13 protein-coding genes are annotated in these 12,525 nt (G+C 66.0%); 1 reads left to right on the top strand and 12 read right to left on the bottom strand.

Annotation, left to right across the window (positions count from 1 at the left end):
- Positions 1–24 precede the first annotated feature (24 nt).
- The gene (locus tag BLW56_RS06250) at positions 25–513 is read right to left on the bottom strand and encodes a PilZ domain-containing protein (RefSeq protein ID WP_177175850.1); all 489 of its coding nucleotides are present in this window, start codon (positions 511–513) and stop codon (positions 25–27) included.
- Positions 514–1,005: 492 nt separating this feature from the next.
- Between BLW56_RS06250 and BLW56_RS20830 the strand changes: the two genes are divergently transcribed.
- Complete coding sequence (locus BLW56_RS20830; RefSeq protein WP_256203321.1) at positions 1,006–2,289, top strand: HlyD family efflux transporter periplasmic adaptor subunit; 1,284 nt, start codon at positions 1,006–1,008, stop codon at positions 2,287–2,289.
- Here the strand turns inward: BLW56_RS20830 and BLW56_RS06240 are convergent.
- The 11 genes from BLW56_RS06240 to BLW56_RS06190 all read right to left on the bottom strand — a co-directional run bounded on the left by BLW56_RS06240 (position 2,235) and on the right by BLW56_RS06190 (position 12,450).
- Entirely contained in the window at positions 2,235–3,308 is a 1,074-nt protein-coding gene (locus BLW56_RS06240) for a transglutaminase-like cysteine peptidase (protein WP_093509733.1), read from the bottom strand. The two genes, BLW56_RS20830 and BLW56_RS06240, sit on opposite strands and share 55 nt — an antisense overlap.
- An 86-nt stretch (positions 3,309–3,394) precedes the next feature.
- Positions 3,395–3,919, bottom strand: a complete 525-nt coding sequence (gene cobU / locus BLW56_RS06235) for a bifunctional adenosylcobinamide kinase/adenosylcobinamide-phosphate guanylyltransferase (protein ID WP_093509732.1) — start codon at positions 3,917–3,919, stop codon at positions 3,395–3,397.
- Positions 3,916–5,373, bottom strand: a complete 1,458-nt coding sequence (locus BLW56_RS06230) for a cobyric acid synthase (RefSeq protein ID WP_093509731.1) — start codon at positions 5,371–5,373, stop codon at positions 3,916–3,918. The genes cobU and BLW56_RS06230 overlap by 4 nt, the downstream gene beginning before the upstream one ends.
- Positions 5,361–6,299, bottom strand: coding sequence for an adenosylcobinamide-phosphate synthase CbiB (cbiB, locus tag BLW56_RS06225; protein ID WP_093509730.1), 939 nt, complete (start codon positions 6,297–6,299; stop codon positions 5,361–5,363). Before cbiB ends, BLW56_RS06230 begins: the two co-directional genes overlap by 13 nt.
- The gene (locus tag BLW56_RS06220) at positions 6,292–7,257 is read right to left on the bottom strand and encodes an aminotransferase class I/II-fold pyridoxal phosphate-dependent enzyme (RefSeq protein WP_093509729.1); all 966 of its coding nucleotides are present in this window, start codon (positions 7,255–7,257) and stop codon (positions 6,292–6,294) included. Before BLW56_RS06220 ends, cbiB begins: the two co-directional genes overlap by 8 nt.
- On the bottom strand, positions 7,254–7,973 hold the full coding sequence (locus tag BLW56_RS06215; RefSeq protein ID WP_093509728.1) for an adenosylcobinamide-GDP ribazoletransferase: 720 nt from the start codon (positions 7,971–7,973) through the stop codon (positions 7,254–7,256). The genes BLW56_RS06220 and BLW56_RS06215 overlap by 4 nt, the downstream gene beginning before the upstream one ends.
- Positions 7,970–8,539, bottom strand: coding sequence for a histidine phosphatase family protein (locus BLW56_RS06210; RefSeq protein WP_093509727.1), 570 nt, complete (start codon positions 8,537–8,539; stop codon positions 7,970–7,972). Before BLW56_RS06210 ends, BLW56_RS06215 begins: the two co-directional genes overlap by 4 nt.
- Positions 8,536–9,552, bottom strand: coding sequence for a nicotinate-nucleotide--dimethylbenzimidazole phosphoribosyltransferase (gene cobT / locus BLW56_RS06205; RefSeq protein WP_093509726.1), 1,017 nt, complete (start codon positions 9,550–9,552; stop codon positions 8,536–8,538). The genes BLW56_RS06210 and cobT overlap by 4 nt, the downstream gene beginning before the upstream one ends.
- Positions 9,549–9,956, bottom strand: a complete 408-nt coding sequence (locus BLW56_RS06200) for a DUF1636 domain-containing protein (RefSeq protein WP_093509725.1) — start codon at positions 9,954–9,956, stop codon at positions 9,549–9,551. Before BLW56_RS06200 ends, cobT begins: the two co-directional genes overlap by 4 nt.
- On the bottom strand, positions 9,956–10,498 hold the full coding sequence (locus BLW56_RS06195; protein WP_093509724.1) for a hypothetical protein: 543 nt from the start codon (positions 10,496–10,498) through the stop codon (positions 9,956–9,958). The genes BLW56_RS06200 and BLW56_RS06195 overlap by 1 nt, the downstream gene beginning before the upstream one ends.
- On the bottom strand, positions 10,498–12,450 hold the full coding sequence (locus BLW56_RS06190) for a TonB-dependent receptor plug domain-containing protein (protein ID WP_093509723.1): 1,953 nt from the start codon (positions 12,448–12,450) through the stop codon (positions 10,498–10,500). The genes BLW56_RS06195 and BLW56_RS06190 overlap by 1 nt, the downstream gene beginning before the upstream one ends.
- Positions 12,451–12,525 lie beyond the last annotated feature (75 nt).

Here is a 12,525-nt window from a genome sequence, read left to right as displayed (position 1 = left end):
CCCGCGCCGACGACGGCGCGGGGCTCAGTCGGCGAAGTTCAGCGAGACTAACGCAAAGATGAAAAGAAGGACCACGCCGGTAAACAGAGCCGTCAACGCGGTAAGCAGGATCGCACTTGGCCGCCGCGCATAGAGTCCCTCGGTGTCGCCCGCCGGCATGCCCTCGGCGACATCGTCCGCTTCGCCGTCATGCGGTGCTCGGAGCAGGGCTGCGCTGATCGCGCTCGCCGGGACGGGCGTCAGAAACTCGCAGCCAAAGAGCCGGCCGTCGTTGCGGACGACGCGCGCTGGCGCGGCACCCAGTTCGGGCAGGACCAGCAGGAATGTCTCACCGATGGAAAAGGCGGCGTCGGTCTCGATCAGCAGACCGGTTCGCGACAGGTTGCGGATGACCACGGCCGCCTCGTCGGTCGCGGAACGCGCGGCGACATCGAGCCGAAGCGTCCGCCGCTCGGTCCGCCGACGATCGGGCGTTTCGACCGGAGCCGCGATATGGGCCAGCAAGGATCTCACCAACACCTCCTCAAGCGAACAGTCATCGCGCAGAACCTTTAATATTGCATTTTTTCCCAAGCGATTTTCAGTGGTGCAAGCGGGGCGTCTTACTCGTGCCCCGCTGCGTTTCGCTAAGTTGGCAGGGCGCAAAGAATCGGGCCAATCGGCCACGATGTGCGGCAAATGTTTGCGACGAGCCGCGTTAAGTTATGGTTCGAATTGGGACGCGTCTTGAATTGCCTCACCCCATGATCAGCTTCTCTGCTCAATTTTATAGCATTGAATAAGCATCGTATTTCATTTTTTCAGCTGGACCTCGATGTGCAGCCGTTCGGCACAAATTAGCCATTGCTAAAAATGTGTTAACGCGCTTGCGGAGTCTCGAGAATCCATGCTTCCTAATGGGTGGGGAAGGTCCGAGTCGCTCGGACAGTGGGTCGCACTGACATTGGTGACAATTTTGCTGTGCCGCTTTTGCGGCAGGGCGAGGTGCGTTCGAGGGAAATTGACATGGATGCTTTCGACAATCCGGCGCGGAATGGAATGACCGGTCCCGAGCGCGACAGCGCATCGAGCGAGCCGTCGAACCGGGCCGTCGCGGGCGGCGAGTTTCTGACCGCCGCAGCGAATGTCACCGCCGCCGCCACGGCCATGCCGCTGGCGATCCAGGCGATCCTCGTTCCCGATGCCAGCGGCCGGATCGTGTTGCCCGCGGGTGCGTCGATCGACGACATCACCATATCGGGCACCGACCTTGTCATCACGCTGCCGAACGGACAGGTATTCATCATTCCCGGCGGCGCGGTCGATGTTCCGGCAATCGTCGTCGATGGCGATACCGTGCCGGCGAGCACGGTCGCACAGCTGCTGGAAAATCTCGGCGAATTGAACCCCGAAGCCGGCGTCCGCAGCTCGGGCGGCAATTTCGCCGACCCCGAAGGCCCGATCCAGGATGCCTATGCGCTGGGCGACCTGCTGCCCTACACGCAGCTTGCCTTTCCGCAGCCCGAAGAACGCGAGCTGCTGCCCGACGTTCCCGATGAAGAACCGACGATCGTCATCGTCACCCCCGACCAGCCGGCGGGGGTCGCCGCCGCGACCGCAAGCGTCAACGAAGCGGGCCTGCCGGCGCGCGGCAACGAGCCTGCCGGCAGCAACAGCGCCGCGAACAGCGAAACCACGACCGGCTCGATCGTCTATGACGCTGGCGACGGGCTCGACACGCTGACGATCAACGGCACCGCCATCACGGCGGTTGGTCAGGTCATCACGACGCCGCTCGGCCAGCTGACGATCACCAGCCTGACGCCCGGCAATATCGGTTACAGCTACACGCTGACCGACAACACCAATGCGAACAACAATCTGACCGATCCCTTCACCGTCGTCGTCACCGACAATGTGAATGCGGGCGAAAAGATCATGCAGATCGTGCCGCTCGGCGATAAATTGCTGATCGAAACGCGCGTTACGCCCCGCGATATCGCCTTCATCAAGGTCGGCGACCCTGCGAACGTCAAGGTCACCGCCTATGATTTCTCGATCTATGGTGGGCTCAAGGGCAAGGTCGTGCGCGTGTCGGCCGACAGCATCTATGACGAGGTCGAGCGGCAGGCCTATTTCACCGTCGTTGTCGAAACGACGAACAGCTATCTTACCTCGAACGGGCGGCGGCTGCCGATCACCCCGGGCATGCTATGCGATGTCGAAATCGTGACCGGCAAGAAATCGGTGCTGAGTTACTTGCTGAAGCCGGTCTTGAAGGTCAGCGGATCGGCGCTCACCGAACGCTGATTGTTGAGCGCCAGCGTATAGGATTTTTGCGACGCCGGAATTGCGGTGAGATTTGGCGATGACTGGGTGCCGCGATAGGCGTGGACCCAGCGTCGGTTCTCGCTGAACGACAGCACCGGGCGCACCGAATTGGACTGGCTGCCGTCGTATAGCCGGTCGGTCACATTATCGAGCACGACCTTTCCGGCATCGGTCTGGACGAGCAGAAAGGCATGATCGGCGTTTGCGGCAAGATCGCGGAGCAGCACCAGCTTCATCCGGTCGGCATCGATTCCGGCGGCGCGCAGCATCTGCATCTTCAGGATCGCGAAATCCTCGCAATCGCCCTTGCCGCGCCCGAGCGTCTGTTCGGCGGTCGCCCAGAAATCACGCTGACGGTAATTGCGGTCGTCGTTCACATAGGCGATCTCGCGATTGACCCACTGGTTGACGCGCGCGAGCAGATCCTGCTCTGCCAGTCCCGACGAGGCGTTCGCGCTGCGCAGCTTGCTCTGCATCAGTCCGGCGGGCGCCGCGCGGCGCACATGATCCCAGCGATCGTCGAAGCGTGTGCGCTTGACCGGGATCGCGCGGGTGCCAAGCTCGGCGCTTGGGTCATATTCGGCGGTTTCGGTCAGCGGCGCGAAACTCGACGGCGTCCCGCAGCTTGGTGCAGGCGCAAAGGAGATCGGGGTTCGGCTTGCGGGTTCGAGCGTATGGCGAACGGGGAAAGCGTCCAATCCGGCCGTGATCGGCGATGCCGGGGTGACCGCGGGCGCCGCAATGGCCTGCTGGTCGGCGCGGATGCGGTCGAGCGCGCTCGGTGCGCCGCCCAATATGGCGCGTGAGATGTCCGCCCGCGCGGCCGGCGCAAAGCTCGCGGCGACAGGACACGCCGCCTTGCTGTCCGCCAACGACTTGTCGTTCAACAGCTTCGATGAGGCGTGGGCGGCCGACGGTGTCAGCGCAGCAGCGGCAAGGACGGCGGAAACAGGAAACCACCGCGACTCGCCAACGACAAGATGGGCATGCTTTCTCATGCGGCCCGATTTGACGTGGCGGCGTGAGGATATGCTTCATGACGATAGTAAACGCACGATTCAGCACATTTGGGGAAATTGGCGCTTTAACCCCCGCGTGGCTTGAGTGTCAGGGGCAGTCCGGCGGTGAGCAATACCACTTCGTCCGCCGTCGCCGCGACTAACTGGTTGAGTTGTCCCGCTGCGTCGCGGAATGCGCGCGCGAGCGCATTGTCGGGCACGATACCAAGGCCGACTTCGTTGGCGACAAGGATCAGCGTTCCTTCGAAGCGGCTGATTGTTTGACATAATAGGCGGCTGGCGAGCGCGATGTCGGCATCGGCGAGCAGCAGATTCGAGACCCAGAGCGTCAGGCAATCGACGAGGACGATCGCGTCCTTCTCATTCAGCGCATCGATTGCCGCGGGGAGGTCGCGCGGTGCTTCGACGGTGGTCCATCGCGCATCGCGGTCGGCCCGGTGGCGCGCGATTCGCTCGCGCATCTCCTCGTCAAAGGCTTCGGCGGTCGCGACAAAGATGAGACCGTTGCCCGCAGCTTCGGCGCGCCCCTGTCCATAACGACTCTTGCCCGACCGCGCGCCGCCGAGAACGAACAGCGACGACCGGCTCATGCGCCGACTCCCGCGATCCGCAGCATGGCATCGATATCGGCGTGTGCCGCAAACTCGGCCGCAATGTCGTCGAGCGCGGCATCGACGTCGGTCGCATAGTCACGCCCACCACCCGCGACGCCGATTCGAGAGAGTAGCGCCCGACGCAGTTCGGGTGAGGTGAAAACGCCGTGGAGATAGGAGCCGATCACATTGCCTTCGGCATTGATCGCGCCGTCGCGGGCAGCGCCTTCGAGAAAGGCAAAGGGCCTTTCGGTGCCGGGTCCGCGCGTTTCCCCCATGTGCATTTCATAGCCTGCGACCGGCGCCCCCAGCGCCGTTCCGTCCACATGGCGCAACCTCTTCGCGGGAGAAAGGGTCGTTTCGACATCGAGCAGGCCGAGCCCTTCGACGTCTCCCGCAGCGCCCTCGATCCCCAAGGGGTCGGCGATGCGATGGCCGAGCATCTGATATCCGCCGCACAGCCCGACGATCAGGCGGCCACGGCGATGGTGCGCCATGATGTCGATGTCCCACCCCTCGGCCCGCAGCGCGGCGAGGTCGGCGATCGTCGCCTTCGATCCGGGCAGTATGATGACGGCTGTCTCCGCTGGAATCGGCCGGCCCGGCGGGACCATGACGATCTCGACCCCCGGCTCGAGCTTCAGTGGATCGAGATCGTCGAAATTCGAGATGCGCGGCAGGATCGGGCAGGCGATCAGCTTGCGGCCTTCGCGCGGGTCGGCTGGGCGTTCGAGGATCACCGCATCCTCGCTCGGCAGTCGCGCGGCCGCGCTCAGCCAGGGGATGACGCCAAGGGCCGCCCAGCCGCTTCGCCGCTCGATCTCGCGATACCCATCATCGAATAGCGCGGGGTCGCCGCGGAACTTGTTGATCAGGAAGCCGCGGATCATTGCCGCGTCTTCGGGCTCGATCACCATGCGTGTCCCGACGATCGACGCGATCACCCCGCCGCGATCGATATCGCCGATCAGTATGACGGGCACGTCGGCGGCGCGCGCGAAGCCCATGTTCGCGATGTCGCCCTGGCGCAAATTGATCTCGGCGGGCGACCCTGCACCCTCGACGATCACGATATCGCACTGACTCTGCAGCCGCTCATAGCTTTCCAGCACTTCGGTCATCAGCGCGCCGCGCGCTTCGCGGAAATTGCCGCTGCCCAGCGTCCCGCGGACGCGCCCGTGGACGATCAGTTGCGAGGTGCGGTCGGCTTGCGGTTTCAGCAGCACCGGATTCATGTCGCTGTGCGGTTCGGCGCGGCACGCAATCGCCTGAAGCGCCTGCGCGCGGCCCATCTCCCCGCCGTCGGCGGTGACCGCGGCATTGTTCGACATATTCTGCGGCTTGAATGGCCGGACGGTGAGGCCGCGGTTGGTCAGGGCGCGGCACAGCGCAGCGACGAGCACCGACTTGCCGACGTCGGACCCGGTGCCCTGCAGCATCAGCGCAGCCATAATGCACCCCCTGCGATCAGCCAGAGGAACAGGCAGGCGCGCAGATAGATGGCGAGCGCGCGATCGATCTCTTCGCCGCCCGCGCCCTCTGCTCCGTCGCCGATCCATGGTTTGTCGTGCATGACGCCGTCATAGGCGATCGGCCCCGCGAGCCGAAGCCCCAGTGCGCCCGCCATCGCCGCTTCGGGCCAGCCGGCGTTGGGCGAGGCATGTTTGCGGGCGTCGCGCTTCATTATGCGCCATCCGCCGCCGCCCGCGAGGCACAGAAGCAATCCCGACAGCCGCGCCGGAATCCAGTTCGTAAGATCGTCGAACCGCGCCGCCGCCCAGCCGAAGGCGCGCCAGCGTTCCTCGCGGTGGCCGATCAGGCTGTCGGCGGTGTTCGCCGCCTTATACGCCCATATGCCGGGCAGGCCGAGCAGCAGCAGCCAGAAGAGCGGCGCCGCCACGCCGTCGCAAAAGCTTTCGGCGAGGCTTTCGATAGCGGCGCGGGCAATGCCGCTTTCGTCGAGCGCTGCGGTGTCGCGGCCGACGATCATGCCGACGGCATCGCGCGCGCCGGCAAGGTCGCCCGCGTCGATCCGCTCGCCGACCGCGCGGACATGGTCGAACAGGCTGCGCTGCGCGAGTGCGGGCCAGGTGAGGATCGCGACGCCGATCCAGCCCCAGCCGCCAAAGATGCGAAGCAGTCCTTGCTGTGCCGTCCAGCCGATGCCGGCGGTGACCAGCAGCAGCAGGGCCAGCGTCAGCGCGCCGAGCATCCGCCGCCTCGTAAAGCTGCTTTCGGGGCGGTTCCAGTGCGCCTCACATCCATCGATGATATGCGCGAACAGCCCGACCGGGTGGCCGATGCAGCGATAGAGCGCGCGCGGCCAGCCGAACGCGGCGTCGAGCGCAAGCGCGGTTAGCGCGACCGGCTCAGCCATCGGTCAGCGCCGCTTCGAGCCGGGCGAGCGCGTTGGCGTCGGCGGGGAGACCGATGCGCAGCCAGTGCGGTTGGTCTGCGAAGGGGCGGGCCAGGATTGCGCGCGCCGCGAGCCGTTCGAACAGTGCGTGCGCGTCGCCCGTCTCGATCAGGCGAAAGAGCGGGCAGGCGCCGATGGGCTGGAATCCGCTCCGTACCAGCACCGCGTCAAGTGCTGCCGCTTCCTCGGGCAGGCGCTGCCGCGTGGCCGCGATCCAGTCGGCATCGGCATAGGCCGCGGTGCCGATCGCGATTGCCGCCGCCGACAGCGGCCATGCGCCGAGCCGTTCGCGCAGCGCCGCGACAATGGCTTGCGGTGCGAGCACGAAGCCGAGCCGGAGGCCGGCAAGGCCGAAGAATTTTCCGAACGAACGAAAGACGATCAGTCGCCGTGCGTCGTCGATCGAAGGTGCGACGCTATGCGCCGGGTCGACGTCGGCGAAGGCTTCGTCGACGAGGAGCCAGCCATCCCGGCCGTCGAGCAACGTCCGAACCCGTTCGGCGCCCACGGTGCGCCCGTCTGGGTTATTGGGGTTGGCGAGGATCAGGTTACCGGTCGAATTTTGCGCAGCCGAGGCTTCAATGGCCGAAGTGTCGTGGATCATATCGCCATGGGTGCGATAACTGGGGGCGATGTGCTGCGCGGGGCCACCGATCAGCGACCCGACCAGGCGCAGCCCGATTTCGGTGCCCGGGACCGCGCAGACATGCTGTGCGGCCAAGCCGAAATAGCTCGCCGCGACGACCTCGAGCCGTGCCAGCGCGTTCGTGTCGGGCAAGCGCTGCCAGTCGAACGCCATCGCGCCCGTGGGCCAAGCGTGCGGGTTGATGCCGGTCGACAGGTCGATCCAGTCGTCGCCGCCGAAGCGGCGTTTGGCGGCTTCGAGGCCGCCGCCGTGCCAGGTCCATGCACCGGTCATGTGGCGTGCGCCAGCAGCAGCGCGGCGGCGAGGAGGAGGCTTTCGCCGATCTCGATCCCCGCGCCATGCCCATCGCCCGAAATGCCGCCGATCCTGCGCAGCAGCCACCAGCCCCAGAGGACGAAGGCCAGCGGTGCGATCAATAGCGAGGGCGATATCCACACGGCAGCGATGAAGGCCAAACTCCATATCAGGAAATCGACCGGGCGCACCGCATTGCGGAAGCGCGACCCGAGCCCCGCGTGCAGGTCGGGCAGCGCGCGCGACCAGACGAGCGGGCCGACCCGCGCGGCGAAAGGAATCAGCGCGATCGCGGCGAAAGCGTGGCGGTCGAGCAGGGCATGAAGGAGCACCAGCTTGGCGATCAGTTGCAGTGCGATGGCGACCACCGCGAAACTGCCGACATGCGGATCGCCAAGCACGGCGATCAACCGTTCGCGGTCCTTGTGCGCCGCGCCGCTTGCGTCGGCGATATCGCCGAGCCCGTCGAGGTGCAGCGCGCCGGTGACCGCGACCCAGATAAGGAGGGCGGACAGGGCGCCCGTCCACGGGTCGATCTGTCCACCCGCCCAACCGGCGCCGGCAACGAATGCGCCGACGATCAGCCCGACCGCGGGAAACCAGCGCATCGACGCCGCGAATTCGTCACTCGACACGGCGATGCGCGGCGTCGGCAGCCTCGTCAGAAACTGGATCGCGACGATCAGGCCCTTCATGGATACAGTCCCGCGATCTGCGCGCCTGGATGTTCGCCCCGCCAGATACGGAGGGAGAGGCGCGAAGCATAGGGAAGGTCGAATGCCCACAGCTGGCGCTGGTCGAAACCGCACAGCGTGTGAAGCGCGGCGCGCATGGCGCCGCCATGGGTGACGATCAATGTCGCGACGGGGGGCAGGTCGGCGATAGCGGTCGAGACACGCGCCACCAGTGCCGGCCAGCGTTCGCCGCCAGGCGGCGGGCTGGCGTCGGGGTCGTCATAGAAGCGATTGAGCGCATCGGCGGCGATGGCGCTGCTTGCCTTGCCGTCCCATTCGCCGAAGTCGAGTTCGCGCCAGCGCGGATCGACGACGAGCGATATGCCCGACGCCTCACTGATTGCTTCGCCCGCTGCGCGGCTGCGGCAAAGGTCGGATGCGATCAGGCGCTCGATGCCAAGGCCTTTCGCTTGCGCGGCGCATGCGGCAATCCCCTCGCTTGTCGGCACGCCATCGGTGCGTCCCATCAGCAGTCCCGGTGTTTCGGGCGCGCCGTGGCGCAGCAGATGGAGCGCGAAGCCGGTCACAGCGATGCCGAAACCGCCGCCTCGGCAAAGGTCGCCATTCCATCATGCGCCGCGAGCGCGCTGCGGACGATGTTTGCCGCGACCGCGGCGCCGCTGCCCTCGCCCAGCCGCATGTCGAGCGACAGGAGTGGGTCGAGCCCCAGCAATGCGAGCAGGCGTTTGTGTCCCGGTTCGGCCGAACAATGGCCCGCGATGCAATGGCCGACGATGGCGGGATTGTCCGACGCAAGCGGCGCGATCGCCGAGGTGCAGATAAAACCGTCGAGCAGCACCGGCACGCCGAGTTGGCGCGCGCGCAATATTGCGCCGGCGATCGCGACGATCTCGCGCCCACCGACCCGTCGTAACGTCTCGAACGCCGAACGCGGCGCGTCCGCATGAAAAGCGAGCGCGCGTTCGATCACCTCGGCCTTGCGTGCGACGCCGTGGCCGTCGACACCGGTACCGGGACCGACCCATCCCGCGACGCCGCCGGCGAAGCTGCGCGCGCACAGCGCAGCGGCGGCGGTCGAATTGCCGATGCCCATTTCGCCGAGGATGAGGAGGTCGAGGTCGGTGTCGACCACGGCCGCGCCTTGGTTGAGCGCGTCGAGGCATTCGGGCGTGCTCATCGCGGGGGCGGCGGTGAAATCGGCGGTTGGCCGGTCGAGGTCGAGCGCGACGACGGTGAGTTCAAGCCCTGCCGCGTCGGACAGGGCATTGATCGCGGCGCCGCCGCTTGCGAAATTTGCGACCATCTGTGCCGTCACGCTGGGCGGGAAGGCGCTGACGCCATGGACGGTGACGCCATGGTTGCCCGCAAAGATAGCAGCGCGGGCGCGGCCAATCCCTGGTCGCGCCTTGCCCTGCCAGCCTGCGAAAAAGATCGCCATATCCTCGAGCCGCCCGAGCGATCCGGCGGGTTTGGTCAGTTCGCCCTGCCGGATCCGCGCGTCGGCTTTGGCATCGGCGTCGGGCTCGCGCAGCTCGGCGAGCGCGGCTTCAAACACCTGAACGGAAGGAAAGCTGGTCATTCGGCGACAAATCCTGGGGGCGGAGTGCGGGTGACGAAATGGCCTTTGACGCCATCGGGCCACAGCGAATAGGCGACACGGCCGTGCTCGCTTGCGGCATAATGGACCGCATAGTCGAGGATCGCACGCGCCGATTCCTCGTCACCCTGAAAGCGGCCGAGTACATAACCCACTTTGTCCGGCGCGCGCAGGTGGACGGTGCAATGATCCTGACAAGCGAAGAGGCACGCCATTTCCTGCACCGCGATCCCGGCGTAGCGCGGCCCCTCTTCCTTCAGTCGCCGCATCGCCTCGACGAGCCGCGCGCCGCCGCGCACGCCAGCGGCGTCGACCTGTGCCTCGCGGCTGTGGCGGCATGTGTTGCATACCACCACCGCGGGCCCCGGGTCGACGCGCGTCAGCATCAGGCCTCCGCAGCTTTCGGAGGCACCGGAAGGCCGATCGCGACGAGCCCGCGATAGAGCGCATAAAGCCCGATCAGGATCGCCGCGTTGCGCACAAACTGCTCGGCGAGCAGGTCGGGCGCCATCGCGGTGTGCAAACCGCCGAGGACGAGCGCCCAGCAGAGGATGATAGCCTTGAACGCGGTGAACCCCGCAGCATAAGCGAGGCCGAGCTGCGCCGCGACCGCACGGTAGCGGAGCGCCCCCAGCGCCATATAGCTGGCGAGCGCGGATCCGACGGCTGCTGTGCCCAGTCCGACGCCCCACGCCAGTGTGCTTCCGTCGCGCGGATAGCCGAGCAGGAAGAAGCCGACGAACTGGCTGACGGCCCATGCGAGCACCATCAATGCGATGCCGTCGCGGCGGCGCATATGCACCGCCGCGAGCGCCGCGAGCGAAGGGAAGGGCGTCGCACAGCCGAGCGCGAGCGTCGTCACGCTGCTCGCCGCGGTGAGCAATCCCACCCACAGCGCCGATGCGCTGCTTGTCCGGAGCGCGACCATCAGAAGCGGCCCCTTATGCCGGCGTAGACGCTGCGGCCGAGCGAGCCATAGCGGAAGGCGGTCATATATTGCTCATCGAAGATATTTTCGGCGCGCGCGAACAGCTTCACCGCATCCGACAGCGCATATTCGGCGCGCAGGTCGACGAGGGTATAATCGTCGAGCCGCTGCGCATTGCTCGCATTGTCATAGCTTTTGCCCGACCAGCGCACCGCGGTACCCAGTTCGAGCCCGAAGCCGAAGGCATAGCTGGCCGACGCATTGGCGGTATTGCGCGGGCGGCGCGGCAGCCATTTGCCGAAATTGGCGGTGCCTTCGGACCGATCCTCGGCGACGATCCAGCTATAATTTCCGTCGAGCTTCAATCCGCCGAGGGAAAGCGCTGCGGTGGCTTCGACGCCGTGGGCTTCGCTCCGCGCGACGTTCGAATAATAGCCGAAGCGCCGCGTCGTCGGGTCGCCCGGTACAAAGCACATCGGGTTCGTGGTGGTCGACGAACAGCTGTTGTAGATGATCTGGTTCGTCGTCGTGCGCTCGAACCAGGCCGCGCCGAACACCAGCTTGCGGTCGAACAATTGCTGTTCGATGCCGGCTTCCCAGCCATGCGCTTCCTCGGGATTCAGCGCGAGGTTCCCATATTCGCTATACTGCTGATAGAGCGACGGCGCCTTGAAACCTTCGCCATAGCTCGCGCGGAGCACGGTGCCGGTCGACAGGCGCCACACGCCGCCCGCGGCGAACAGCGTTTGCCCGCCATAACCATCATGATCGTCATAGCGCACGCCGCCGTTGAGCGTCAGCCCGTCCAGCGGCTCGACGCTGAGCTGGCCGTAAACGCTGGTCAGTTCGGCCTTGCCGCGCGCAAATGCCGGGAGCGGCGTGGCGAGCGATGCGGACGGCGATCGGCTGCGGAAATCCGATCGTTCATTCTCGACCCCGAAGATCGCGGTGATGCGATTGGTGACGTCGAAGCTGCCCTGATATTCCCAGCGCTTGTTCTTTCCGTCGGCTTCGAAGCTTTGCGGGCGCGCGCGGTCGGGGTTGAAATTGTCGCGGTTGGTGTCGGTATAGGCATAAGCGACGCGGTTGCGGAAGCGCCCGTCGACGAGGTCGACATTTAGCCCCGCATAGCCGACGAACTCCTTGTTCAACCCATAATCGTTGCTGTCGACATTAAAGCCGTCGAATTCGACGCGGCCGCTCGAATAATAGCCACGGACCTCGGCGCTGAGATTCTCGGCGAGCGCCAGTTCGGCGCGGCCCGAAAGATTGGTGTTGCGATAGCCGTCGCGCTCAACCCCGCCGAACGCCTTGGCGTGTGATGAGATGCCGTCGGTGGTGAAGCGCTGGCCGCCGATGCGCCAGTTCAAGGGGCCGGTGCGTCCGCCGACCGCAGCGCGCGCGCTCACGGTCTGACGCGATCCGGCCTCAAGGTCGAAGCTGCCCTCAAGGGTCTTTTCGGGCGATGCGGTGACGACATTCACGACGCCGCCGATCGCCTGGCTGCCCCACAGGATCGACTGCGGCCCGCGCAGTACCTCGATCCGTGAAATATCGCCGGCGAGCAGGTTGGTGAAGTTGAAGCCGCCGCCGGTCGACGACGGATCGTTGAGCTTCACCCCGTCGATAACGACGACGCTATGGTCGGATTCGGCGCCGCGGATGCGGAGTGAGGTCGAGGTGCCGTAACCACCGTTGCGCGAGATGCTGATCCCCGGTGTGCGGAGCAGCAATTCGGTGACGCCGATATCCTGCGCGCGGTCGATCGCCGCCTTATCGAGCACCGCGACCGACGAGGGTATCTCGTCGAGCGTCAGCGGTGCGCGTGTCGCGGTGACGATGATGCTGTCGCCGTCGGCGGCATGCGCGGTGGACGCGTCTTCGGCCGACGCGGCGGAGGAGGCCGCGAAGGCGGCAAGGCAGATCGAACTTCGGAAAGCAAATTTCAACATTGGGTACCCCATCGACAAGGCCGCCCATGCGCGCGGTCGATGCGGTCGCCCTTTGGGGACGCACGACATCGCCCG

It is taken from the genome of Sphingopyxis sp. YR583, assembly GCF_900108295.1.
Classification (GTDB): domain Bacteria; phylum Pseudomonadota; class Alphaproteobacteria; order Sphingomonadales; family Sphingomonadaceae; genus Sphingopyxis.
This window is presented reverse-complemented; position numbering and strand designations above follow the sequence as displayed.

Coding starts and splice junctions, on each gene's coding strand:
- BLW56_RS20830 (WP_256203321.1), top strand. CDS start 1,006: ATGGATGCTTTCGACAATCCGGCGCGGAATGGAATGACCGGTCCCGAG.
- BLW56_RS06240 (WP_093509733.1), bottom strand. CDS start 3,308: ATGAGAAAGCATGCCCATCTTGTCGTTGGCGAGTCGCGGTGGTTTCCT.
- cobU (WP_093509732.1), bottom strand. CDS start 3,919: ATGAGCCGGTCGTCGCTGTTCGTTCTCGGCGGCGCGCGGTCGGGCAAG.
- BLW56_RS06230 (WP_093509731.1), bottom strand. CDS start 5,373: ATGGCTGCGCTGATGCTGCAGGGCACCGGGTCCGACGTCGGCAAGTCG.
- cbiB (WP_093509730.1), bottom strand. CDS start 6,299: ATGGCTGAGCCGGTCGCGCTAACCGCGCTTGCGCTCGACGCCGCGTTC.
- BLW56_RS06220 (WP_093509729.1), bottom strand. CDS start 7,257: ATGACCGGTGCATGGACCTGGCACGGCGGCGGCCTCGAAGCCGCCAAA.
- BLW56_RS06215 (WP_093509728.1), bottom strand. CDS start 7,973: ATGAAGGGCCTGATCGTCGCGATCCAGTTTCTGACGAGGCTGCCGACG.
- cobT (WP_093509726.1), bottom strand. CDS start 9,552: ATGACCAGCTTTCCTTCCGTTCAGGTGTTTGAAGCCGCGCTCGCCGAG.
- BLW56_RS06200 (WP_093509725.1), bottom strand. CDS start 9,956: ATGCTGACGCGCGTCGACCCGGGGCCCGCGGTGGTGGTATGCAACACA.
- BLW56_RS06195 (WP_093509724.1), bottom strand. CDS start 10,498: ATGGTCGCGCTCCGGACAAGCAGCGCATCGGCGCTGTGGGTGGGATTG.
- BLW56_RS06190 (WP_093509723.1), bottom strand. CDS start 12,450: ATGTTGAAATTTGCTTTCCGAAGTTCGATCTGCCTTGCCGCCTTCGCG.